27 protein-coding genes and 3 pseudogenes are annotated in these 21,505 nt (G+C 40.6%); 10 read left to right on the top strand and 20 right to left on the bottom strand.

Annotated elements, in window-relative coordinates; all coding sequences use genetic code 11:
• Positions 1-46: 46 nt before the first annotated feature.
• The 3 genes from CDG79_RS01740 to CDG79_RS01730 all read right to left on the bottom strand — a co-directional run bounded on the left by CDG79_RS01740 (position 47) and on the right by CDG79_RS01730 (position 1,138).
• Positions 47-433, bottom strand: a complete 387-nt coding sequence (locus CDG79_RS01740) for a hypothetical protein (protein ID WP_094340001.1) — start codon at positions 431-433, stop codon at positions 47-49.
• Between the two features lie 83 nt (positions 434-516).
• Positions 517-924: a hypothetical protein gene (locus CDG79_RS01735; RefSeq protein WP_094339999.1), complete on the bottom strand. Its 408-nt coding sequence runs from the start codon at positions 922-924 to the stop codon at positions 517-519.
• Positions 914-1,138: a hypothetical protein gene (locus CDG79_RS01730; protein WP_094339997.1), complete on the bottom strand. Its 225-nt coding sequence runs from the start codon at positions 1,136-1,138 to the stop codon at positions 914-916. The genes CDG79_RS01735 and CDG79_RS01730 overlap by 11 nt, the downstream gene beginning before the upstream one ends.
• 150 nt (positions 1,139-1,288) lie before the next feature.
• On the opposite strand from CDG79_RS01730, the pseudogene CDG79_RS01725 reads away from it, so the two are divergent.
• Positions 1,289-1,529 (top strand): annotated as a pseudogene (locus tag CDG79_RS01725) (type II toxin-antitoxin system Phd/YefM family antitoxin).
• A gap of 5 nt (positions 1,530-1,534) precedes the next feature.
• On the opposite strand, the gene CDG79_RS01720 reads toward CDG79_RS01725, so the two are convergent.
• Complete coding sequence (locus tag CDG79_RS01720; RefSeq protein WP_094339994.1) at positions 1,535-2,203, bottom strand: DUF1294 domain-containing protein; 669 nt, start codon at positions 2,201-2,203, stop codon at positions 1,535-1,537.
• A gap of 262 nt (positions 2,204-2,465) precedes the next feature.
• Here CDG79_RS01720 and CDG79_RS01715 point away from each other — a divergent pair, with 262 nt between their 5' ends.
• From CDG79_RS01715 to CDG79_RS01700, 4 genes are all read left to right on the top strand, one after another.
• Entirely contained in the window at positions 2,466-2,888 is a 423-nt protein-coding gene (locus tag CDG79_RS01715; protein WP_094339992.1) for a hypothetical protein, read from the top strand.
• Positions 2,889-3,127: 239 nt separating this feature from the next.
• Positions 3,128-3,358 (top strand): DUF433 domain-containing protein, encoded by a 231-nt coding sequence (locus CDG79_RS01710; RefSeq protein ID WP_094339989.1) that lies wholly within the window; start codon positions 3,128-3,130, stop codon positions 3,356-3,358.
• Positions 3,355-3,714 carry a DUF5615 family PIN-like protein gene (locus CDG79_RS01705; RefSeq protein ID WP_094339987.1) on the top strand — a complete coding sequence of 120 codons (360 nt, stop codon included), beginning with the start codon at positions 3,355-3,357 and terminating at the stop codon, positions 3,712-3,714. The genes CDG79_RS01710 and CDG79_RS01705 overlap by 4 nt, the downstream gene beginning before the upstream one ends.
• 63 nt (positions 3,715-3,777) lie before the next feature.
• Entirely contained in the window at positions 3,778-4,248 is a 471-nt protein-coding gene (locus tag CDG79_RS01700; protein WP_094339985.1) for a hydrogenase maturation protease, read from the top strand.
• A gap of 32 nt (positions 4,249-4,280) precedes the next feature.
• Here CDG79_RS01700 and CDG79_RS01695 read toward each other — a convergent pair whose 3' ends face one another.
• Genes CDG79_RS01695 through CDG79_RS01685 form a run of 3 tightly spaced genes read right to left on the bottom strand, consistent with a single transcriptional unit; the run spans position 4,281 to position 6,411 of the window.
• A complete protein-coding gene (locus tag CDG79_RS01695) occupies positions 4,281-4,655 on the bottom strand; it encodes a hypothetical protein (protein WP_094339983.1) in 375 nt (124 codons plus the stop codon).
• An 18-nt stretch (positions 4,656-4,673) separates the two neighbouring features.
• Positions 4,674-5,960 carry a SagB/ThcOx family dehydrogenase gene (locus CDG79_RS01690; protein ID WP_094339981.1) on the bottom strand — a complete coding sequence of 429 codons (1,287 nt, stop codon included), beginning with the start codon at positions 5,958-5,960 and terminating at the stop codon, positions 4,674-4,676.
• Complete coding sequence (locus CDG79_RS01685) at positions 5,923-6,411, bottom strand: ankyrin repeat domain-containing protein (protein ID WP_094339979.1); 489 nt, start codon at positions 6,409-6,411, stop codon at positions 5,923-5,925. Before CDG79_RS01685 ends, CDG79_RS01690 begins: the two co-directional genes overlap by 38 nt.
• Positions 6,412-7,075: 664 nt before the next feature.
• On the opposite strand from CDG79_RS01685, the gene CDG79_RS01680 reads away from it, so the two are divergent.
• Positions 7,076-7,285, top strand: a complete 210-nt coding sequence (locus tag CDG79_RS01680) for a TOBE domain-containing protein (protein WP_094339977.1) — start codon at positions 7,076-7,078, stop codon at positions 7,283-7,285.
• A 233-nt stretch (positions 7,286-7,518) separates the two neighbouring features.
• Here CDG79_RS01680 and CDG79_RS01675 read toward each other — a convergent pair whose 3' ends face one another.
• The 13 genes and pseudogenes from CDG79_RS01675 to CDG79_RS45345 all read right to left on the bottom strand — a co-directional run.
• Positions 7,519-7,770, bottom strand: coding sequence for a FeoA family protein (locus tag CDG79_RS01675; protein ID WP_094339975.1), 252 nt, complete (start codon positions 7,768-7,770; stop codon positions 7,519-7,521).
• Positions 7,771-7,874: 104 nt separating this feature from the next.
• A complete protein-coding gene (locus CDG79_RS01670) occupies positions 7,875-8,174 on the bottom strand; it encodes a 2Fe-2S iron-sulfur cluster-binding protein (RefSeq protein ID WP_094339973.1) in 300 nt (99 codons plus the stop codon).
• 261 nt (positions 8,175-8,435) lie between these two features.
• Entirely contained in the window at positions 8,436-8,807 is a 372-nt protein-coding gene (locus tag CDG79_RS01665; protein ID WP_094339971.1) for a HesB/IscA family protein, read from the bottom strand.
• Positions 8,808-8,914: 107 nt separating this feature from the next.
• A complete protein-coding gene (locus CDG79_RS01660) occupies positions 8,915-9,721 on the bottom strand; it encodes a HesA/MoeB/ThiF family protein (protein ID WP_094339968.1) in 807 nt (268 codons plus the stop codon).
• A 10-nt stretch (positions 9,722-9,731) separates the two neighbouring features.
• The gene (gene nifW, locus CDG79_RS01655; protein WP_094339965.1) at positions 9,732-10,049 is read right to left on the bottom strand and encodes a nitrogenase-stabilizing/protective protein NifW; all 318 of its coding nucleotides are present in this window, start codon (positions 10,047-10,049) and stop codon (positions 9,732-9,734) included.
• Positions 10,046-10,246 (bottom strand): CCE_0567 family metalloprotein, encoded by a 201-nt coding sequence (locus CDG79_RS01650; RefSeq protein ID WP_094339963.1) that lies wholly within the window; start codon positions 10,244-10,246, stop codon positions 10,046-10,048. Before CDG79_RS01650 ends, nifW begins: the two co-directional genes overlap by 4 nt.
• Positions 10,247-10,337: 91 nt before the next feature.
• Positions 10,338-10,814, bottom strand: coding sequence for a NifX-associated nitrogen fixation protein (locus CDG79_RS01645; RefSeq protein ID WP_094339961.1), 477 nt, complete (start codon positions 10,812-10,814; stop codon positions 10,338-10,340).
• Positions 10,811-11,224, bottom strand: coding sequence for a nitrogen fixation protein NifX (gene nifX, locus CDG79_RS01640; RefSeq protein WP_094339958.1), 414 nt, complete (start codon positions 11,222-11,224; stop codon positions 10,811-10,813). Before nifX ends, CDG79_RS01645 begins: the two co-directional genes overlap by 4 nt.
• A 49-nt stretch (positions 11,225-11,273) precedes the next feature.
• Positions 11,274-12,611 carry a nitrogenase iron-molybdenum cofactor biosynthesis protein NifN gene (nifN, locus tag CDG79_RS01635; protein WP_094339956.1) on the bottom strand — a complete coding sequence of 446 codons (1,338 nt, stop codon included), beginning with the start codon at positions 12,609-12,611 and terminating at the stop codon, positions 11,274-11,276.
• On the bottom strand, positions 12,611-13,993 hold the full coding sequence (gene nifE, locus CDG79_RS01630) for a nitrogenase iron-molybdenum cofactor biosynthesis protein NifE (protein ID WP_094340168.1): 1,383 nt from the start codon (positions 13,991-13,993) through the stop codon (positions 12,611-12,613). Before nifE ends, nifN begins: the two co-directional genes overlap by 1 nt.
• 120 nt (positions 13,994-14,113) lie before the next feature.
• Positions 14,114-14,461 carry a Mo-dependent nitrogenase C-terminal domain-containing protein gene (locus CDG79_RS01625; protein WP_094339954.1) on the bottom strand — a complete coding sequence of 116 codons (348 nt, stop codon included), beginning with the start codon at positions 14,459-14,461 and terminating at the stop codon, positions 14,114-14,116.
• A 167-nt stretch (positions 14,462-14,628) separates the two neighbouring features.
• Positions 14,629-16,164 carry a nitrogenase molybdenum-iron protein subunit beta gene (nifK, locus tag CDG79_RS01620; RefSeq protein ID WP_094339952.1) on the bottom strand — a complete coding sequence of 512 codons (1,536 nt, stop codon included), beginning with the start codon at positions 16,162-16,164 and terminating at the stop codon, positions 14,629-14,631.
• 198 nt (positions 16,165-16,362) lie between these two features.
• Positions 16,363-16,530, bottom strand: a pseudogene (locus CDG79_RS45345) (nitrogenase molybdenum-iron protein alpha chain); the annotation flags it as partial.
• Between the two features lie 178 nt (positions 16,531-16,708).
• On the opposite strand from CDG79_RS45345, the pseudogene CDG79_RS01610 reads away from it, so the two are divergent.
• The 4 genes and pseudogenes from CDG79_RS01610 to CDG79_RS01590 form a co-directional block, all read left to right on the top strand.
• Positions 16,709-18,052: pseudogene (locus CDG79_RS01610) on the top strand (site-specific integrase); the annotation flags it as partial.
• A 211-nt stretch (positions 18,053-18,263) separates the two neighbouring features.
• Positions 18,264-19,250: an AAA family ATPase gene (locus tag CDG79_RS01605; protein WP_189524845.1), complete on the top strand. Its 987-nt coding sequence runs from the start codon at positions 18,264-18,266 to the stop codon at positions 19,248-19,250.
• Positions 19,251-19,630: 380 nt separating this feature from the next.
• On the top strand, positions 19,631-21,001 hold the full coding sequence (locus CDG79_RS01595; protein WP_094339948.1) for an AAA family ATPase: 1,371 nt from the start codon (positions 19,631-19,633) through the stop codon (positions 20,999-21,001).
• A gap of 6 nt (positions 21,002-21,007) precedes the next feature.
• Positions 21,008-21,400: a hypothetical protein gene (locus CDG79_RS01590; protein ID WP_094339947.1), complete on the top strand. Its 393-nt coding sequence runs from the start codon at positions 21,008-21,010 to the stop codon at positions 21,398-21,400.
• The last annotated feature ends 105 nt before the right edge of the window (positions 21,401-21,505 follow it).

The following is a 21,505-nucleotide window of genomic DNA, read 5'->3' as shown; positions in this document are numbered from 1 at the left end:
ACAATAGCTAGCAACTAGCAATTTAATTGTATATCTCAAGTTTGTTTTAATAACGAAGACGCTTTTCTTGTTTATAAAAATCAATCTTTGCTTTTATTTGGTTATCAGTTTGCGACTGTTTCTCAAATTCAATGCGCTGGCGTACATCTTCATAACGACTTTTGTTACCAGCTAGAATAAAGGTATTGATGTAGACTGTACTGCCTTCTGTTTGAAACCTATAACCGTTTTTAGCCAATAGTTCTATGATTGCCCAAGCTTTTTTTGCTTGGCGACGCGGTGGCTGAAAATATATACCAAAATTGTATAGTTCCTCTCTGCATTCAGGACATTTACGTTTTGTTATCAAACCTTCAGTTTTAGATTTGGATGTTGAAAGACCACGAAAACTCTTTCGACAATTAAAACAAGTCCAATGGGTGTACAAACTCATAAGGTATCTCTCACTCTGCTTCCAGTTACTCACTAGCGCTAAAAACATATTAACTGATCGCCCAAAAGACAAATCTATATTTCTTACTCAGATTTTGGTTCGATCTCAAATTCCAGTTTAGAACGGTAGAAACACACATCAAACTCTAGGAAAAAGTTTGTCTGTCCAAAAATTAAGGGTACATTCGCTCTTCTCACCCAAGCGAATACCAGTTGAACCGGCGCAAAGTTACCGATCTCAACGTTTGCAAAGAATGGCATTGCTGGCATATTGCTCAGGTTGCCTGCTAATTGAATAATTGCCCTGCTATCATCCCAAACCCCACCTAACTCAATACCAATTTCATAGGGCAAGACATTTACAGTTGCACCACTGTCCACTAATCCAAGAGCTTCAACTGTTTTATCACTTAGACAAAGACGCAGTGGAATCCGTGGCAAACTGTCAAACTCATTTTGAGAAGTATCAATAGTCGAGTATTTAAATCGCATCTGATCGCATTTGATCTGTCTGTTTCAATGCCTGCATAAGAACTTCACCGGCACCAAATGAATTGTAAGGTGTAGGCAAATCATAGGTTTTAAACGGTTCTAAAGGCGAAATATCTTCGTTAGTATCCAATTCTTCTGCCAAAATGCGGATTAGCTTAAGTTTTTCTGATACAGACAGTTTGCGAACAGCAGGAAGTAGCTCACTGAGTGTCATGTTTCGCGCTCCATTTATCCAACCAGGCTTACTTATAGCTTACTAGATCCGTTATCCAACTGAGCGACACCGAATAGCCTGTCGTAGACATCGCCCTTGTTTCACTATGACAACCACACTAAACTTAGTTTACAGACTTAGTTTAATCTTATGGAAACTGTAAATATTCATCAAGCTAAAACGAATCTCTCAAAGCTGTTGTCGCGCGTAGAACTTGGAGAAGAAATCATTATTTGCAACCGAGATATTCCGATCGCCAAGTTGGTTCTGTTTCGCACCTCATCAAATCGACTCAATAGTTTAAGGGCAAGATAAAGGGCGTTTTGTAGTGCCAGATGACTTCAACGCGCCTTTACCAGAAGAAATTTTGGCAGCATTTGAAGGCGGTTGACTCAATTACCCTCTAGAAGCAATACTGAAAAACAGATTTATCAACGCCCTACCAAAAAATAGCCAATCTAACCAAAATACAATGTGAAGAATTGTTATTACCCAAAATACAACTTGATAAGAAACTTTGCTGCTTTTGTGATGTAGCTTCTGTTGAGCAACAAATGCACCTAACCAACCACCCATAAATTCGCATAGATGTAAAGTATTTTCTTGCGTTCTCCATCGTCCTTGTTGTGCGCGAGACTTATCATCGGCATATAGTCCAAAGGTAATTAAACTCATGACAGGATAAAGAATTAGAGGAATTGGGTTGCCAGTTGTTAGTGCAAGATGGATTGAACCCAACCCAGGTAGTAAAGATAGAAGTAATGTCTGTAATACTAATGATGTAGATTTGTCTACATTTCTGGATATAGACTTATTTGGTGCACTAGAAGATGAAGATTTTGATGTAACTCTTTCAATAGAAGCATTATAAGCGCGTACTTTGCCATCTTTACTAGCTGTTAATTGATAACAAATGAAATCACCAATTTGGGGACGACAGTTAACGTCTTTCAATGCCGTAATGTGTAAAAAGACTTCTTGACTACCATCATCTGGTTGTATGAAACCAAACCCGCGATCGTCATTCCATCTGATTAGTTGCCCTTTGTGTAAAGTAGGTTCCATGAACAAATCATATATTTATACCTTTCTTATAGTGTGCCCTTGTCTACACAAATAGACAACATCACAAATGCGTAGGCGTAGCCCGTCGGAGACATCGCCCCACCAACTCTTTTAATTTGGCAAAAATGTCATGATAACCAATGGACTATACCCAATGAATTATATTCAAAACTCGTAGCGTAACACACTAAAACTTATAGAAACAGTGCGTTAGGCTTGCGTTAATGCATTTGCATAAAACAGCAATTTACACGGTAAGCTTGTGTCTGATTTAGCGCTACATAATTATCTCCCTCGCGTTCCCGATGCAGCATTGCAAGAATACATAGAATGGTGTGTTTTAGAACAGGCAAAAGCCGCAGAATGTAACTTTACTCCCGATAGAAGTAAGTTAGATAATTTGCCACCAGCAGACTACGTTCCCAAACTTGTTGAGCAGTTCATGAAAGTTAAACCAGACCCAATTAAAGCCGGTTTGGTAGCTGCGATCGCTGGTAAGGAAGCAGACAAACATGCTTTATCTGGTTTAGCGATCGCAGCTGATTTTGTGTCTCTTTATATCAAGTACTTAATTCCTAAAGAAGGAAGTACTAGAGAACAGGCTGAAGAGATATTAACTAAAGTATCACAAGATCAGTATGATAAACTGAATGAAATCGCCAAGAAACATGGTGTAGAGTTCTAACTCCTACTGATAAACTATTTTCAGAGGCTTTGTCTATCTCATAAGTCAGAGCCTCCTATTTTGCAGATTATGGCAATAACTCGAAATAATCACAATCAGCAGAAGCTTGATAATGAGTTACTCTTAATTTTATACCTTTACTATGACCTTAACCTTTAAAGTATCTTTCACTGCATTTATAGATACAGTGTGACTTTTTATTTTATAATTTAGGAAACATATTATTAGTTTATAGTTAAATGGACAGAATCGTAGTTAACTCTCAGATTCATTTCGGTAAACCTTGCATTGCAGGAACACGCATCACTGTACAAAGCATTCTTGAACTGCTCAATGACGGACTTTCATTTGAAGAAATTATCCGAGACTACTATCCAGATCTACAAATTGAAGATATTCGTGCCTGCTTAGGATATGCGATCGCTTTAGTGGCGGCTGAAGACATTCGCCTAGTGTCTATTTCAGCATGAGATTATTACTAGATCAAGATGTGTATGCGGTAACAGCAAGATTTCTAGTTGATGCCGGATATGATGTCGTTCTTGTTGCTCAGATTGGTCTTTCGCAAGCAAGTGATGAAGAAATACTTAGAACAGCACAGGAACAAAACCGTATTCTCATTACGCGAGATAGAGACTATGGAAATCTTGTTTTTGTTAGAGCAATGGGATCTGGAGTCATCTATCTCCGAATCTTACCTACAACTGTGAATAACGTTCATAACGAATTGGTACGAGTTATAGAAACTTACTCAGAAGTCGAATTGGTAGGCGCATTTGTAGTTGTAGAACCAGATGGACATAGGTTTAGAAAAGTATCTTTGTAAAAGTTTAAAGTGTATTATTTTAATGATTCTAGATGTCGAAAGTGAGGTTATAAATCTCATCCCATGCTAACTATTATTGGTTGCGGAAATCTCAATCGCAGTGACGACGCAGTAGGTGTAATCATTGCTCAACGCTTACAAAAATATCTAGCTGAAAATCCTCATCCTCATGTGCGTGTATATGACTGTGGCACCGCAGGGATGGAAGTAATGTTTCAAGCTAGAGGTAGTAAACAATTAGTAATTATTGATGCAAGTTCAACAGGTTCTGAGCCTGGTGCTGTGTTTAAAGTTCCAGGAAAAGAACTAGAAGCTTTACCAGAACCAAGTTATAACTTACATGATTTTCGCTGGGATAATGCTTTAGCCGCAGGACGGAAAATCTTTCAGAATGACTTTCCCGAAGATATCACAGTTTATTTAATTGAAGCTGCAAATCTTGCCTTGGGACTAGAATTAAGTCCTGCTATCAAACATTCTGCCGATTTAGTTTTTGAAGAGGTAGCTGCACTTATCAAACAGAATAATGAGTAGAAATTCCTAACTCCTAACTCCTAACTATTCTCTCACGCCCAATCCCGATAAACAGAAAGTTCATCTACCCTCATTTCAAAAGGTACGCCTTGACTTTCTGGCGGACAAACACGGATTTTAGCACTGCTAACAATTCCATGTAGCAATGTCCCCATTGGCACAATTTTTTGCAGAACACGCCAATTAGTAACTTGATCGGGACATTCAATTACCAATGTTAGAGCATTGGCGTGGGTTGTGACATACCACCGACAATCAGACAGAAGATTTTGAATAGTGCGATCGCAAGCTTCATAAAAGTATCTACTAATAGAATCCTCTAGTTGCTGTCGCAGTATAATATCTGCCGAGGTCGGTTGTATAGGATGTGAGTCATCACTATTAAAGTAATACATATTTCTAGCCATCTCTCTTTAGCTTCCTGCTTATATTCCAATCACCATTCCATAAAGTACATCTTTATTTGTTTCTAATAATTTCTTGGTTTCATCATCATAATAAGCACCTATTCCACTACACTGAATCCCCAAATAATTACTAGTTAAATAAAGTCTCTGTCCGAGAAAACCAGCTACTTGCATAGCAGTTTGATAGTTTAAATAATCTGACACAAAAAATAAAGTTACAGCGCTATCTTTAGCAATAGCCTGATTAATACATAAGTAACCCGTCTTTTCACTAAAATTACCAGTTTTAACCAGATACGTACCTTTATATAACCCAGGTGTCATTCCCTCTACTCGATGCACGACTGAGTAAATTTCTATTTCCTCATAGTTTTCTGTCGGTATTGACTTCTCAAGTTGCTGCACTATATATAAATAGTCTTCTTGAGAAATAGACTCTTTCCGGAAACGTCTAATAGAACGTCTATCCCAAACAACTTGATAAAATTTATCCTTGTTAAAGTCAAATTGAGAATACTCTAATTTCTGCTGGCGACTCTTTTGTAGAGTAGTTGCTTGATAGGCATCTTCAATAAATTGATTGGATTCAAAATAATCAGTACCGGAAACAAAAGGAACTTTCAGCCTCAACCGCCTGATTTTTTTGTCTTGTATTTCTCCTGACACCGCACAAGCAGTAATAAACTCTTTATTCTCAAATCCCAAATCTGAATTGAGAGTGAGTTTATCAAAGTCAAAAATTAGTTGTATATCTCGGTTGTGGAGAAAAGCTGAAGCTGCAACTGCACCTAAATGGTGTCCGCTATCTAAAAAGCAATATCTGATGCTTCTATTTTGATATTTCCAGCTAGACCTATAATAAACACAACTAATAAAAAAGATGAATCCGTTGATACATTTACCCGGTATAATATAACTCTCTAAACCATCATCAATTAATTCATAGATGAGAGTTAGACAATTATTCTCAACTTCTAGATGATATATACCATCTACCATTCCCTCAACACTGCGAACCTGTACGTAAACTTCCGTCGGGTACAAAGCGCCTGCTGATGGATTCACCCGCAGTTTATAAGGGCCATCTTTATATACTTTTTCCAGAGTTATTGCACTGGTTAACGAGATAAAAGCATGAACAGGATTATTGAGATTTAATTTCACTCTCCGATAAAACTTGGGATAAACTTTAAATGAAGATGGCTGTGTTGAAGCATCTACATAATTTGGATCGAGTTGTACAGATAAGTAAGAATGCTTGGTAGCATCATGATAGGCTTTGCCCGATATCTGACTTGATAGCATTTTTAAGTATCCTTAAAACTTCTACATTGCTGGCAAAATCTATCGCTTTATAGTCGTCTAAATTTTTCAAATATAAGTTAGGATGATGCTGTAAAAGTAACTTGAGGACTTCTGTCTTTCCGGCTGAAGCTGCGTACATTAAAACAGTTGCACCATTATCATTTTGGTTATCAATGTTAATATTGACAGCCAGCAGCAAATTAATTAAATCATAGTGATTACCAAAACAAGCAAACCACAAAGCATTGTTGCGATCGCTATTTCTAGCATTGATATCCACACCTGCATCAATCAGTTCTTTAACGACTGCATAAACTCCTTCTCTTGTAGCCTTCATCAAAGCTGTATCACCATTTTCCTCTGGTTGATTCAAATCCCCACGATTATAGCCTTTTGCTATTAGCCATTGGATTGTTTCTTTACTCAGTTCCTGTCTGTTTAACTCACTCATAATTATTCTTTAAACGTCACACTATTAAGTATTCCCTAAGCAATTTTATGCTTGGAAAACTTAATGGTGGGAATTACCCACCATTTTTTAAATGCTATACAAGTAGCTAAAGTCTAGTAATTTACCAAAATAAGTTCTCTAGGTATTCAAAAGTTTGGTAAAACGAAAAAATCTTTTACCGACTCCCTACTCCTCGCCTTCACCTAGTAATTTAATTTTGGGTTACTTGAGTACTAAGTTAACTAGCAACAATTTAGCTTAGTTATATATTATCACCCTGATAAGTTTGAATTATGAATCATTTATAAAGATCCCCAAATATATCTAAGATAAATATTTAAATACAATTAAAATGCAGTATTTCTTACAATGTTATTTCAAAATCTAGACTAATAGCAAATAGACTTTTTGCGTAAATAGTCAGTCACTACTACACTATTACGTAAGTTTGCTTAGTTTTGATAATTTGTTCAAGCCTATAGTTTTATCTTGCTCAAATTTGATGTCACGTTTCTATTGAATCTTGTGTTTAATAAAATAGAGATATGACGCTGAGTTTTACTTTGATACCCCTGAAAGTTATTAAGAAATCTCAAATAATTTCCTTTTTCAAGCCAAATTTGCTAGTTTGTTTAGGTATAAATAAGTAAAGCACAAACGAAACATGGAAATTAGCGCTCGTAATTCTCTCAAAGGTACTGTAAAGAAAGTTGTGCCTGGTACAGTTAATACTGAGGTAACTTTAGAAATTGCACCAGGAGTAGAGTTAGTGTCAATAATCACAAAATCATCAGCAGAAAAGCTGGGACTTGCAGAAGGCAAGCAGGCTTATGCCGTGATTAAATCATCAGATGTAATAGTTGCTATTGAGTAGAAAATAGGTAAGTTGCCTTTTCTTGCAAGCGGCTCTATCTTTAATACCAAATTGCATTCATGTCTATAAAAGGACTTACGCGAAAAGGCAATGTAGGGGCAATTCATGAATTGCCCCTACATTGTGTACTTGATGTGTAAGTCGTAGTTGTAATGAATTCTTGCTTTGTAAACTCTTAATTACGAAGTAAAAATTATTTGGACAAGAGAATATTCTTATAAATATTAATTAATTTAATTATCAATAATACGGACATAAATAGCGCGGACACTTTCTATATCTAGCATTAAAAATGTGTTTCCTGTTTTAATAAGTAATAATGGAAATTGTTGTTCTAAAGTAATAGTGGCTCCTGGTATTACCCCTATTGATATCAGTTTTTTTAAGATTGTTTCATCCTGAGTTTTACAGAAACTGACGATTCCTCGCTCTCCTGTTCTCAATAATTCTAATGAACAGCCAGACACATTAAAGGGAGTAAACATTTTAATTCTAAATTAGGAATTATGAAGGGAAGAATGAAGCATATTTTCATCCTTCATCCTTCATATTTTATTTGGTTGTCAAAGGTAGCAACCAAGGTAATATTTTAGACAAGATATGCTTCTTGATGTGTCTTAATTGTGCAATTAGAACGAGGATAAGTTACACAAAGTAGAGCGTATCCTTTAGAAACCTGATCGTCATCCAGGAAGTTTTGATCTTCTTGATTAACTTCACCTTCAACAACCTTGCCTACACAGCTAGAGCAAGAACCTGCGTGACAAGAAAAAGGCAATTCAATACCGTTTTCTTCTGCTGCTTCTAAAATGGTAGTCTCTTCATCAACTTCAATTGTTGTATCGATGTCTTCTTTTTTGTTGATTAATCTAACTTGGTAGGAAGCCATTTTTCGATTCTCCTCAAACGTTATACAGTTGGTTTAATTTCCGAAGTTTTTGAGCAACCTATCCTACTTTTTGCTCCCCTCTTTCTTACGGAGATGCTAAAGTCAGCTTCTCTATAGGGTTAAGGGATGCAAAGCGAATTAGAAGATAATTCAAGATGGGGCGATAAGCCTGCGGCATGGCAACTCTTAGAGACGCTCCGCGAACGCTTACCGGATCTACAGAAAGCCTCTACAATCAAACTTGGCGCTAACGGAATGATGTTAGCTGCAAGGTACACCAGTAGGCGTACCGTCGTCTGTTTTGAAGGACTTTCCACAACCGCAGGTATCAGTTGCATTGGGGTTGATGAATTTAAAACCGCTTTCCATCACTCCCTCAACGAAGTCAACGATAACTCCGTCTAATAACGGCGCACTTTTGGCATCAACGTAAACTACTACTTTGCCTTGGTGACTTACCAAATCATCTGGTTGGGGCTTGCTGGTGATATCAATTGCATATTCATAGCCACTGCAACCACCATCTTTTACCGAGATGCGGACACCTTTAGTTGCGCCATTAGCATCGGGTGCTGAACCTTTGAGGAATGCCCGCAGATGAAATTCTGCTTTTTCTGATAAAATAACGGCCATTAAGTCTCCTGATTTGTAGCGATTGGTTGTTCTGATTTCAGGTGTGGGTTGTCATTTGTCAGTTGTCCTTCGTCATTTGTTATTCACTAATGACTAATGACCAATGACTAATGACTATTTTGTGCAATCCCTGTAGGTTCCATCGAATTGGATTGTGCGTGTCTCCAAGGCGCACTATTGCCGCATACTGGACAAGAGCGATCGCGGTGAGAACGGCGTTTAGCAAATTCCATCCGATTCAGATCGATTGTCAGCAATTGCGATAACAGAGGCTGACTAAACCCGGTGATCAACTTGATAGCTTCCAGTGCTGTTAGACAAGCTAGTGTCCCAGAAACAGCGCCTAGAACTGAAAAGCCGCGCTGATCCCAATCAGGCTTCTCTGGAAACAGACAAGATAAACAAGGAGTCACACCAGGAATAATCGTCGTCAGGTAAGCCTCCATCCCATTCATTGCGGCTTCCACCATTGGCTTACGCGATCGCACACAGGCTTCATTTAACAAATTGCGCTCTGTAAAGTTGTGGGCGCAATCAAGAGCCATATCAGCAGATTGCACTAACGAATCTACATTTTCCGGGGTGATGTAATCATGAACAGCTTCCACTTGGACATCAGGATTAATCGCATCCAGAGTTTCTTTAGCTTTGAATACCCTTGGCTTACCTACCCAATCATCAGTCATAAGAACCTGACGATTCATATCATCTAGCCGCAAGTCACCACCCCGGACTAAGATTAGCCGCCCAACGCCCGCTACTGCTAAGTAAAGCGCCGCCGTTCCGCCTAATCCTCCCACACCTGTAACCAAAACCGTCGCTGACTTTAGGCGTTTCTGTGCTGTTTCGCCAAAGTTCGGAAGCATCATTTGGCGACGATAGCGTTCTAATTCGGTAGGCGTTAGGTTAACCAATTTATACCTCCTAATCAGAAGTGATTTCTGTCAGTGTGACTACATTTTTCGGCTTGTCGTTAAACACTTTGAACAGCTTTTGTTCGTAAGCTGTCGATTCGATAAATACCTGATAAGCTTTTTGCAAAGCCAAAGAATATTGATTGAGTTTCTCTTCTTGACTTAAGTCAGGAGAATTCTCATCAATTTCGTGCATATATTGAGAAAACTTTTTCAGAATATGTAAACGATTTACATTTACAACTTCTAAGTCGTAGGACATATTAAAGAATTGAAAAAATTCTTCTGCATCTACGAGCTTCTTGAATTCATCAATTGTTCCAGTCATTTAGCATTCTCCAATTGTTTGAGATGTTGCTTAAGTTCATCTAACTGGCGATAGATTTCATAAGTTGCGGCGGCAACATCCATAAGTTGTGTGTAATCTGTTGGCAGACCTTCAGCTAAATCATGCAGATCCATTTTCATTTGACCTGCTTTGCTGTTCAGCCGTCTGATTTGTCCTTGTATTTCCTCAATTGTCATTTGTCATTTGTCCTTTGTCATTAGTCATTAGTCATTAGCCATTTGTCTTTTACTAATGACCAATGACCAATGACCAATGACCAATGACTAATTAAATTTTGCCAACTTCCGGGAAGCGTTTCGCCAAATCAAGACCTTTGTTGACGTAGTTTTCTCCCTCTTCTGCTAATTTCTCTAGGGAGTCAAAGCCAAAGCGTTGAGCATCTCGTAAGGTTTTCACAGCTAGCAAGAGACGACCAGAAAAAACTAGCGCCCAGCCAAATCCTTCATGGCTCAAATCAACCACAACCTGGGATATCAAACCTGTTTCTTGTTCAATCCCAGCCGCTACAGCCCGAAAAAATGCCATAATCCGTGCTTGAGTGATCGGATCAACTTCGCCCTCAACGGAAATTTCCCGTTTCTTTTGTTTGGTGACAAGAAAGGGTTTGAGAATTAACTCATCCGACCAACTACGATAAACTCCATAACTGTCTTGACCGCGAATTTGTTTGATTAGTACCTTCAGGAAAGGTGAGTTCAAGACTTCAGTCGTAGCAGTTCCGTTAACACTATTATTTGTGGTCATACTGTTGCTTCGTCTTCAATTTCATCAGCAAAATTTACGGTTTTTGGCTGTAAAGCTTTACGCAACCAAGGTGGAGGATTACCTTTGAGGGTTTTCACTAGCTTGGCTAGCATTTCACTAATTTCTTCTTCTTCCGATCGCGCCTTCACTGGAGTGACACCTTTCTTGATTAAACGAGCAGCCGCACTCCCGCCAATTGCCACAACATAAATAATTGTGCAGTCAGCTAATGCTTCAATTTTTGGTGCAAGTTTACTCTCATTATTATCTTCTTGAGGGTTGGTTTCAAATTTGAGGGTTTCTATAAATTGATATCCCTCATTTGAAACTTCATAAACATCAATTTCATTTGCTGCTCCAAAGTGAGCATTAATATGAACTCGGTCACTAGTCGTGAAGGCAATTTTCATCGTAATTCTCCTCTCTAAAGTTTTGAATTTTGAATTGACAAGAAATAATTCAAAACTCAGCGCTCACAATTCCTAACTCTTGAAACCGCTTAATTCTCGCTTCTTCTTGCTCTAAAAACAGGTTGCCGATGCCAAAGACAATTTCCATCGTGCCTCGATAGCCAACTTTAGTAAATTGACCATTACCTAAGCGGTCATAAATGGGCAATCCGAGACGATAAAGAGGAATCGAAAGGCGTTTAGCGATCGCACCCACATTGGAGTTACCAATCAACAAATCAGAGCCGTCTGCTAGACTCTCAAAGTCTTCTAAGTCGCCGATGGTGATGCTTTTAACGGGGAGTTTTTCTAAGAGGTGCGATCGCGTGGTTGTCACCACAGCATGAATTTGCGCTCCCATCGATTGCAGGAAATGCACGGTTGACCACAACAAATCTGGTTCCAGCGCTAAGGAAACTCGTTTTGCACCGAAGTAAAAGTGGGTGTCCAGCATCGCATCTTGCAACTGACGACGTTGGCGGCGGTATTTTTCGGGTACGCTATTACCGCTCAGAATCGCCAATGCTTGGATAAATTCATCTACTGGTTCTAATCCTGTTAGTTCGCCAAACACCTCATAAGGTGTGCCAAAGCGTTCTTCCAGAATCTTGGCAGCCCCTCGCATACTTTCACCTAATGCCAGGGTAAAGGCAGAACTACCTACTTCTCGTAGCTGTTTTAAGGTAGTTCCACTGACTGTAACCGCACTATAATTATCCTCTAAATGTCCATCTAAGGAAGCGCCAAGGTCAGGTACAAAGATTGGCACTAATCCAAAGGATGTGACTATCTCTTTGATTTCCTGTACATCCCCAGGTGTGAAAGCAGAACCCGCCAAAATTGTGACTTGTTCAGTTCTGAGTCCACCCGCGCGAGGAATTTCCTGAACTATGCTTTCCACAGCAACAGCAAAGCCATCTTGCAACGCACCTTTAAAATCTGGGGTAGGTGCAAAAACGATCGCTAAATCATTCAATTCAGGATGGCGATCGCGGATTTCCTTCAGAAAACCTTCAATGTCATCGCCTCTAGTTTCAGTCAACCCAGTACTACATAAACCAATAATTTCCGGGTTAGCCTTTTCTACCAGAGTCAGAATTGCTTGCTCCACATTCTCTTCACCACCTAAGATAGTAGTGACTTCCGTCATCGCTGTGGTAGCTAGGGGAATCGCTTCCCGGAAATGCCGCACTAAGACAACTTTGGCGAAAGCAGTACAACCTTGAGAACCGTGGAATAAAGGCATCGTCCCTTTCAATCCCAAAAAGGCTAAGGTTGCACCCAAAGCTTGACTTTGCTTGAGGGGATTAACTGTCAGTGATTTATTGGAAACAGTAACGATCGCCATTAAATTTCCTCCTCTTCTTCCCAAGGAGCGGGTTTGCGTATTTGTTCCCAAATCGGGCTATACAGAGCTTCGTACAATTCCCGCGCCATCTCAATCATGCCCACATAACCTGCATAAGGATGGTGACGTTCTTGGTTAATATCAAGGAAAGGAATTCGAGCTTTCAAAGCGGTGTATTGGTTACGTCCACCAGCAATCAGCATATCTGCGCGAGTGTCTTTAACCAGTTGTAGCAATTCTTGAGCGTTGCCTTTCTCCAGCATGATGCCGTCGTTGCCAATCAACTTCTTGATTTTGGCTTTATCTTCCTCAGTACTTTTCCGAGTACTGGTAGCAACAACTTCAATGCCCAAGTCTCTAGCCGCCGAGATAATCGACCAACTCTTGACACCACCTGTATACAAGACAACTCGCTTACCTTTGAGTCGAGCGCGATAAGGAGCCAGTGCCAAATCTAAAGCAGCCGTTTCTTCGGCAATTAGCTTTTCTGTGCGTTCCTGTAAATCAGCGTCGCCTAATTTAGCAGCGATATTCCGCAGACAGCGATTCATATCATCAATGCCGTAGAAAGACTCTTCAATGTAAGGGATGTTGTAACGCTCCTCCATCTTTCTCGCCATATTGAGCAGCGCTCGTGAGCAGATCATGACGTTGAGCTTGGCACGGTGGGCGTAGCGAATTTCATCGTAGCGAGCATCGCCCGTAATTTTAGACAAAATGCGGATGCCTAATTTTTCTAACAGTGGTGTGACTCCCCACATTTCACCGGCGATGTTGTATTCACCGATTAAGTTAATATCATAGGGCGTTGTATGTTCCGGTTCTGCTGTTCCGACAACATATTCTAACAAAGCTTCACCACCGAAACGGTTGCCCAGATTTTTACTACCAATGAATCCTGGAGCAATGACGGGAATAACAGGAATACCAATTTTCTCAGCCGCCGCTTTGCAGACAGCATCCATATCATCGCCAATTAAGGCTGTAACGCAAGTGGCGTAGACAAATACTGCTGCTGGTTGGTAACGCTCGTGAAGTTCCAAAATTGCTTTGTAGAGCTTCTTTTCGCCGCCAAAGATGACATCATTTTCACCCAAGTCAGTCGTAAAGCCCATTTTGTAGAGTTGCGGGCCAGACGACAGACTACCACGACTGCCCCAGGAATTACCAGCACAAGCGATCGGCCCGTGGACTAAATGAGCAGCATCTGCGATCGGTACTAAAGCAATCATTGCACCATCAAAGGCACAGCCCCCTTGAGCCGCGCCAGGTTGTGCCTGTTGAGCGCATGACTTATTTTTCTTTTCCGTTTGTTTGTGCTGATTATGCTCGCATCCTGTCTCAGTCAGCAGTTCGTTGATTTTGCCTTGGGTGCTTTTCATCTCTCTTCTCTTAATTGTTAATTGTCCTTTGTCATTTGTCATTTGTCCTTTGAATAACTAACAACTAATGACCAATAACTAATGACCAATGACTAATGACTAATGACCAATGACTAATGACTAACAAATGTATCTCGTGACATCCTCTCCACATACATCAGCGAGGTAAGATAGAGCGCGGAAACGCAATCCTACAAATTCGTCATATAAAGGATTGAGTTTACATAGTGGTGGGATATCAATAGACTTCCCGAATAATTTAATTTGTCGCTCAAAGGGACAACAACAAGGAATTGTTTGGCAAATTAGATGAGCGATGCGATTATTTTTAACCTGAATTTCATCCACCACACGCCGCAACGGATTAAGAAGTTTGTTGAACCATCCTGGTTTTTTCTGATTAGGTGGATGGTAATTAGGATGAGGATGAGTGTGAGTATGTTCGTGAGTGTGATTGATGGTTTCCATGTATAAATCCCTTGGGTAAATGCTATCAAGAAAAAGGGGAGTTGGGGATTGGGCATTGGGGATTGGGCATGGGGCATTGGGTGTTTTCCCAGTCCCTAGTCCCCAGTCCCTAGTCCCTATTCCCCTTCTTTACCCTTTAATTAACACGTTGTGTTTCTACGCAATTTCTAACGAATCAAGTCGTAGGAAATATCTGTCTTAGAAGGAATGTTGGTGTTGCGATCGATTTCTTCAAACAGGGTGTTTACAGTCCAGTTGAGGAGGTTAATCACACCTTGATAACCAATGGTGGCGTAGCGGTGTAGGTGGTGGCGATCCATGATGGGGTAGCCGATTCTCACGAGGGGAATCTTGGTGTCGCGCCACAGGTACTTACCGTAGGTGTTACCAACTAAGAAGTCTACTGGTTCTGTGAACAACAGCGATCGCATGTGCCACAAGTCCTTACCAGGCCAAACAGTTGCATGTTGACCGAAGGGGCTAGAAGCAAGCAATTCTTTGATTTCTGCTTCAAATACTTCGTTGCTGTTGTGAACCAAGATATGCACAGGTTCAGCACCCATTTCTAGCATAAAGCCAACTACGCTGTATACTAAATCTGGTTCGCCGTAGATAGCGAAGCGCTTGCCGTGAATCCATGAGTGGGAGTCAGTCATGGCATCAACTGCACGACCGCGTTCGATTTCCAATTCTTCAGGAATGGGGATACCGCTCAATTCGCTGAGTTTCATCAACAACTCATCTGTACCCTTAATACCCCAAGGACGGAAAACTGAGGTTGGTTGCTTCCACTCTTTTTCGATGTACTCGCGGGTTTTGAGGGTAGAATGTGCTTGCAGAGCGATCGTAGCTTTCGCATTGATTGAATCTGCTGCATCTTCTAGCTTTGTACCACCTGGATACATATCGAATTCACCTGTGTTTGGTGAATCCAAGTAGTCGCTGTTGTCGGCTAGAATTGTGTAGTCAAAGCCGAACAAAGAAGCAATCCGCTTGATTTCGCGGTTGTTGCCTACGTAGGTGTCAAAACCTGGGATGAAGTTGATTTTACCATTGCTGGTTTCTTTCTTATGACCTGCGGTCAAGTTAGAAAGAATTCCCTTCATCATGTTGTCGTAACCAGTGATGTGGGAACCAACAAAGCTAGGAGTGTGAGCGTAAGGTACTGGGAAATCTTGAGGAACTGAACCAGCTTCCTTGGCGTTGTTGATGAAAGACTGCAAGTCATCACCAATTACTTCTGCCATACAGGTGGTGCAGACAGCAATCATCTTAGGCTTGTAGAGTTGGTAAGAGTTCGCCAACCCGTCAATCATGTTTTGCAGACCACCAAACACGGCTGCATCTTCAGTCATTGAAGAAGATACACCAGAGAATGGTTCTTTGTAGTGACGGGTTAAGTGGGTGCGGAAGTAAGCAACGCAACCTTGAGAACCTTGAACGAAAGGTAGAGTACCTTCAAAACCAACAGCAGCAAAGATTGCTCCCAATGGTTGACAACCTTTAGCAGGGTTAACGGTTAAAGCTTCACGAGCGAAGTTCTTTTCACGATAATCCCAACCCTTTGTCCACTCTGCAACCCGTTGTACTTCTTCGGTTTCGTGAGCATTTTCAAACTGCTTTTTGTTTTCAAATAGCTGTTGGTACTCTGGTTGGTGGAATAACTCGACGTGATCTTGAATTTTTTCGGGATTCTGAGGCATTTTCGGATCTCCAAGCTTACTGAATTCTTTACTAATCGAGGAATGAAGATTTAAGGCGGGAGTGGGAATATGATTCAAAATTCAAAATGCAAAAATCAAAACGAATTTTTAATCTTTTAATTTTGAATTTTGGATTCCCAACTCCCTCCTGGGGTTTTAGCCCCAGGTTATCCTTACTTATCTCTCTCTCCCATTTCCCTAAACGGCAGCCGTAGCCTTAGCTTCAGCCTTCTTAGCCTGAGCCTTTTCATTCCAAGGAGCGCCAATTAATCCCCAGGTTGGGCTGTTAAGTGCCAAGTCCATGTCACGTGCGAAGATGGCGAAGCCGTCATAACCGTGATAAGGGCCGGAGTAATCCTTTTGGTGGTTTAATTATTTTCAGCAGCTTAATGTTTGCAGTAAACAGTGTCAGCGATAAGCATTGTTCGCTGATAACACATTTATTTTTAGGCTAAATATAGGCTAAAAACACAGCATAATTCGGCTCAAGACTCACGCATCATCTAAATGTTGTCCTGAGCCAAGGCGATTAAATAATTGCCCGTTTTTTTGCTCATCTCTGCAAGCACAGCAGCAAAAAGAACACATGAGAACGAAAGTACTACTAGAATTAGAGAAAGTTAATCTGCGTTTGAAGTCTGCAAAGGCAAAGGTGACAATTAGAGAATCGAATGGAAGTCTGCAATTACGGGCGACGTTACCAATTAAACCGGGAGACAAAGATAGCAATGGTACTGGGAGAAAACAATACAATATCAGTTTGAATATTCCCTCTAACTTGGATGGACTCAAAACGGCTGAGGAAGAAGCCTATGAATTAGGGAAGTTAATCGCTCGGAAAACTTTTGAGTGGAATGATAAATATTTAGGTAACGAGGCAATAAAAAAAGAATTTAAGACTATAGGAGAATTGCTCGAACAATTTGAAAGTGAGTATTTTAAAACTCATAAACGAACTACTAAAAGCGAACATACTTTTTTTTATTACTCTTCACGAACTAAACGATTTACGAATCCTAAAGATTTAGCGATCGCCGAAAATTTTATAAGTTCAATTGAACAAATCGATAAGGAATGGGCTAAGTATAATGCAGCTAGAGCGATCGCAGCATTTTGTGTGACATTCAACATCGAAATTGACTTATCGAAATATTCCAAAAGGCCAGAGAATAATTCCCGAAATATACCGACAGATGCAGAAATATCTGAGGGAATTATTAAGTTTGAAGATTACCAAAATAATAGAGGTAATCAAGTTAATCAAAATGTTCAAGATAGCTGGCAACTTTGGCGCTGGACGTATGGAATGTTAGCAGTTTTTGGTCTACGTCCACGGGAACTTTTTATTAATCCCGATCTTGATTGGTGGTTGAGTGAAGAAAATGCAGATTTAACATGGAAAGTCCATAAAGATTGTAAGACTGGTGAGAGAGAAGCATTACCATTACATAGACAATGGATTGAGGACTTTGATTTGAGAAATCCTAAATATTTAGAGATGTTGAGAAGTGCGATCGCAAAAAAAGATAACACTAATCATGCAGACATAACGGCATTAACACAGCGAGTAAGTTGGTGGTTTCGCAAGATAGGATTGGATTTTAAACCCTATGATTTACGCCACGCTTGGGCAATTCGGGCGCATATTTTGGGGATACCAATTAAAGCGGCGGCGGATAATTTGGGGCATAGTGTGCAAGTTCATACGCAAACTTATCAGCGTTGGTTTTCGCTAGATATGCGGAAGTTGGCGATTAATCAGGCGTTGAGTAAGAGGAATGAAGTTGAGTTGATTAGGGAGGAGAATGCAAAGTTGAGGATGGAGAATGACAAGTTGAGGTTGGAGATTGAGAAGTTGAAAATGGAGTTGGTTTATAAGCTAAGTTGAATTTGTTAATAAAATTGATGTATTGATGTGGTGCGTTACGCTGCGCGATAACGCACGCTACTAACTTGCTCTTTAAATTTCCCTATAATAAATACTTATACTTCTTGATGTTATCTGTGAAGACAGTAGTCTAATGTTACCTGTGAAGTCATCAAAGCTATGTAGCTGTTAGACTATGCAAAGTATTCGCTCTGCAAGCAAAATATTGTTAATGTATATTTACAAACTGACCCGGCTCGTATTCAACAATGGAGAAGAGGTTCAACCAGGAAACCTTACCGTTATTATTGGCCCGAACAATGCTGGAAAAAGCCGTACTTTAAAGGACATTGCTCATAAAACCACAAGAAATACACCTCCACCTGGTATTGTTGTTAGCGAGGTTGAGTGGACAACCCCACAGAATTTACAAGAGCTACGCGAAGCCTATAGTTTGGAACGCTACCAAGACGAACATGCCAACTGGATGTTTCGTACACTAGCTCCTGAACTGTCCGAGGAACGCCAAGTCATTGCAAACTTTTGGTTTGAAGATCAGCTAATTTCACAATTTTTATCTAATAAATCTTTGTTTGCCCACCATTTTGGTATTGCTATGGTTGCATTCATCACCACAGAACACCGTCTTCAATTGGTGAAAGAGGCTGCTAGTGCAGCCCATGAAAAACAAGAAGCAAATCTGCTGCAAACTTTCTATAATGCAGAAAGTTCTCTAGAGAATGATATACAAAAATTAGTCAAGCGTGCCTTTGGCAAAGAAATTAAGTTGGATTTCACTGTACCCCAGCGATTACTTCTTCGAGTTGGAGATGATTTTAGTTTAATTCCTTCAGATCCAAGAGATGCTAGACAGCCAATGCAGGGGTATGACAAGTTGGATGATCAAGGGGATGGAATCAGAAGTTTTGTAGGAATTACTACTGCATTGTTGGCGATTAAACGAAACGTATTTCTAATCGATGAACCAGAGGCTTTTCTTGCTCCGCCTCAAGCTTTCCGAATAGGTGAGTTCATTGCAGAACAAGCAAACAGCAAACGCCAAATAATTTTAGCCACGCACAGCGCCGACTTACTACGCGGTCTTTTAAGCAAAAGAACCGATCTCACTATTATTCGGATTGACCGTAGAGATAAAACCAACTATTTCAATATACTTGACCGAATGGCACTAAGAAAAGCCAAAACACTTGTGGTTTAAGCAGTTTGCAATTGCTTGCGTAATTCATGCCGGGGTTTGGTCATCAAGGGATAAGCTTTTGGGCGACGTTTCCGAACTCGTGGTTCACTTCTACCGGGGCGATCGCTCACAGCCTTGTGAGTAATAACTTTAGAGGATGTTTGAAAAGTTCTCTTGTTAGTATCAAAATGTTCTACATCCTCCTCCCGTTTGAAAAGGGGGACTTGAATTCTGCTTCCCCACTTTTTAAGCGGGGTTAAGGGGGATCAACAAGTGCCTAAAATCACAGCTAAGTACTTTTTAAACAACCTCTTATTCAATTCCCTTTTTCACCTCGCTTTCTGTCAGTCCAGCTATCCCTAATCCAACTGCTGTCAAAGCAAGAATATATTACTTTCTTTATGAGTATAAATTTACTAGATTTTTTCCAAAGAACAGACCCCAGCCGGACTTTATACCTCAATCAAAGCTTAGATAGGAAATACTACATTGACTTCTCCTCAGTGCGGGGCGGTGATATTATTGGCAAGCTGAAGCAGAAAATTACGTTTTTTAAAGCCAATGAACCAACCTGTACCTTGTTCACAGGTCATATCGGCTGTGGGAAATCGACAGAACTAGTAAGGTTGCAGGTAGAACTTGAAGCGCTAGACTTCCATGTGGTGTATTTTGAATCCAGTGAAGATTTGGAAATGACGGACATAGACATTGCAGATGTGTTGTTAGCGATCGCGCATCGTGTGAGCCAAAGCTTAGAGAAAATAGTGCTGGATGAGCCGAACAGATTTCATGAACTGCTGCAAGGTGCATTGAGAGCGCTAGACTCTGAGGTGACGGGGTTTAAGGTAAAAACCCCAGTTGGTGACGTTGGTTTGTCTACTGAAAAAGAAAAGTTTTCCCTCGCTCTGGGAATTGGGGAAATTACAGCAAAGACGAAAAGTAACCCTCAATTGCGGGAGAAACTGAATCAATACCTGGGGCCACAGAAAACTAGACTGCTAGAAGCAATTAATCGAGAACTGCTAGAGCCGGCGATTGCCAAACTGAAGCAGCAGGGCAAAAAGGGATTGGTGGTGATAGTCGATAACCTAGACCGCATAGATAACCGGATTAAACCTTGGGGTCGTCCGCAACAGGAATACTTGTTTGTGGATCAGGGGGAGTTTTTGACAAAGCTCAACTGCCATTTAGTTTTCACAATGCCCCTGGCGCTGAAGTTCTCCAACGATTACGGAACGTTAACTCAAAGATTCCCTGAAGACCCAAAGGTATTGCCGATGGTTCCAGTGCAATGGCCAGACGGTAGGATACATGAGCAGGGAATGGCGTTGATGCAGCAGATGGTACTGGCTAGAGCATTTCCCGATTTGCAACCAGATGAGCGGTTAAACCAAAGTGCTGAAATCTTTGACAGTGCAGAAACCATGAAGCGCCTGTGCAGTTCGAGCGGTGGTCATGTGCGAGATTTGCTGAGGTTGCTGAATACCTGGATTCAGGAGGAAATGACACTTCCGCTCTCCCGTAATACCTTAGAGCAAGTAATTCGCGCTCGTCGCAATGAAATGACCATGCCGATTTCAGATGAGGAGTGGGAATTACTGCGTTATGTTAAGCAAAAGAAGAAAGTCAGCGATGACCAAGGATACCAAAAGCTGATACGTAGTAGATTTGTGTTTGAATACCGAGATGGCGGTGAATCGTGGTTTGATGTCAATCCAATTTTGGCAGAGGCAGCAGACTTAAGTAGTGAGGGAGCAGTTCATGGTTATTAAAATTGTATGAGTATACAGCGTCAATCAGATGAACCCACAGACAACGAGCGTTCGCTACAGCAGCTAGCTTGGACACTTCAAGCTTCTGTGGAAAAGTTCAAGTTGATTTGGGCGCGATGCAATTACAGCGCTTTACAGAGTCGCTTGATAAAAAGGTTAGGTGAAATCTGCCAATTTAAGATTCAGGTACTGCAACTCAAAGAATCAGAAAGAACGCTTTATACTGCGATCCGTGAAGAATTACAGAATGATACCCAAGCTCTGATGATTGTGGGCTGGCAATCATTGCAGGATTTGCCGCAGATGTTGACAAGTGCTAATCAGGTACGTGAAGAATTTCGCAATCACTTGTCATTACCGATAGTCGTGTGGATTAGCGCTCTTTTATGTCTCTGGTGAGAGAAAAATGCTCTGATTTGCTGAGATTTTTGAAACTCCTTGAAGGCTGTGAAGAATGCAGACGCTGCTATGTCGGAAATATTGGGATTTATCAAATATATCTGT

It is taken from the genome of Nostoc sp. 'Peltigera membranacea cyanobiont' 232 (genome assembly GCF_002245985.1).
GTDB lineage: Bacteria > Cyanobacteriota > Cyanobacteriia > Cyanobacteriales > Nostocaceae > Nostoc.
The sequence above is the reverse complement of the archived record's forward strand: the minus strand, read 5'-3'. Positions and strand labels throughout refer to the sequence as shown.

Bases quoted from the DNA above. Each gene is read 5' to 3' on its own strand.
- CDG79_RS01690 (WP_094339981.1), bottom strand. From the start codon at position 5,960: ATGCTATCAAGTCAGATATCGGGCAAAGCCTATCATGATGCTACCAAG.
- CDG79_RS01650 (WP_094339963.1), bottom strand. From the start codon at position 10,246: ATGACAATTGAGGAAATACAAGGACAAATCAGACGGCTGAACAGCAAA.
- nifN (WP_094339956.1), bottom strand. From the start codon at position 12,611: ATGGCGATCGTTACTGTTTCCAATAAATCACTGACAGTTAATCCCCTC.
- CDG79_RS01625 (WP_094339954.1), bottom strand. From the start codon at position 14,461: ATGGAAACCATCAATCACACTCACGAACATACTCACACTCATCCTCAT.
- CDG79_RS01740 (WP_094340001.1), bottom strand. From the start codon at position 433: ATGAGTTTGTACACCCATTGGACTTGTTTTAATTGTCGAAAGAGTTTT.
- CDG79_RS01735 (WP_094339999.1), bottom strand. From the start codon at position 924: ATGCGATTTAAATACTCGACTATTGATACTTCTCAAAATGAGTTTGAC.
- nifX (WP_094339958.1), bottom strand. From the start codon at position 11,224: ATGAAAATTGCCTTCACGACTAGTGACCGAGTTCATATTAATGCTCAC.
- CDG79_RS01710 (WP_094339989.1), top strand. From the start codon at position 3,128: ATGGACAGAATCGTAGTTAACTCTCAGATTCATTTCGGTAAACCTTGC.
- CDG79_RS01670 (WP_094339973.1), bottom strand. From the start codon at position 8,174: ATGGCTTCCTACCAAGTTAGATTAATCAACAAAAAAGAAGACATCGAT.
- nifW (WP_094339965.1), bottom strand. From the start codon at position 10,049: ATGACTGGAACAATTGATGAATTCAAGAAGCTCGTAGATGCAGAAGAA.
- CDG79_RS01665 (WP_094339971.1), bottom strand. From the start codon at position 8,807: ATGGCCGTTATTTTATCAGAAAAAGCAGAATTTCATCTGCGGGCATTC.
- CDG79_RS01700 (WP_094339985.1), top strand. From the start codon at position 3,778: ATGCTAACTATTATTGGTTGCGGAAATCTCAATCGCAGTGACGACGCA.
- CDG79_RS01590 (WP_094339947.1), top strand. From the start codon at position 21,008: ATGAGTATACAGCGTCAATCAGATGAACCCACAGACAACGAGCGTTCG.
- CDG79_RS01675 (WP_094339975.1), bottom strand. From the start codon at position 7,770: ATGTTTACTCCCTTTAATGTGTCTGGCTGTTCATTAGAATTATTGAGA.
- nifE (WP_094340168.1), bottom strand. From the start codon at position 13,993: ATGAAAAGCACCCAAGGCAAAATCAACGAACTGCTGACTGAGACAGGA.
- CDG79_RS01645 (WP_094339961.1), bottom strand. From the start codon at position 10,814: ATGACCACAAATAATAGTGTTAACGGAACTGCTACGACTGAAGTCTTG.
- nifK (WP_094339952.1), bottom strand. From the start codon at position 16,164: ATGCCTCAGAATCCCGAAAAAATTCAAGATCACGTCGAGTTATTCCAC.
- CDG79_RS01595 (WP_094339948.1), top strand. From the start codon at position 19,631: ATGAGTATAAATTTACTAGATTTTTTCCAAAGAACAGACCCCAGCCGG.
- CDG79_RS01720 (WP_094339994.1), bottom strand. From the start codon at position 2,203: ATGGAACCTACTTTACACAAAGGGCAACTAATCAGATGGAATGACGAT.
- CDG79_RS01605 (WP_189524845.1), top strand. From the start codon at position 18,264: ATGTATATTTACAAACTGACCCGGCTCGTATTCAACAATGGAGAAGAG.
- CDG79_RS01695 (WP_094339983.1), bottom strand. From the start codon at position 4,655: ATGGCTAGAAATATGTATTACTTTAATAGTGATGACTCACATCCTATA.
- CDG79_RS01680 (WP_094339977.1), top strand. From the start codon at position 7,076: ATGGAAATTAGCGCTCGTAATTCTCTCAAAGGTACTGTAAAGAAAGTT.
- CDG79_RS01685 (WP_094339979.1), bottom strand. From the start codon at position 6,411: ATGAGTGAGTTAAACAGACAGGAACTGAGTAAAGAAACAATCCAATGG.
- CDG79_RS01705 (WP_094339987.1), top strand. From the start codon at position 3,355: ATGAGATTATTACTAGATCAAGATGTGTATGCGGTAACAGCAAGATTT.
- CDG79_RS01730 (WP_094339997.1), bottom strand. From the start codon at position 1,138: ATGACACTCAGTGAGCTACTTCCTGCTGTTCGCAAACTGTCTGTATCA.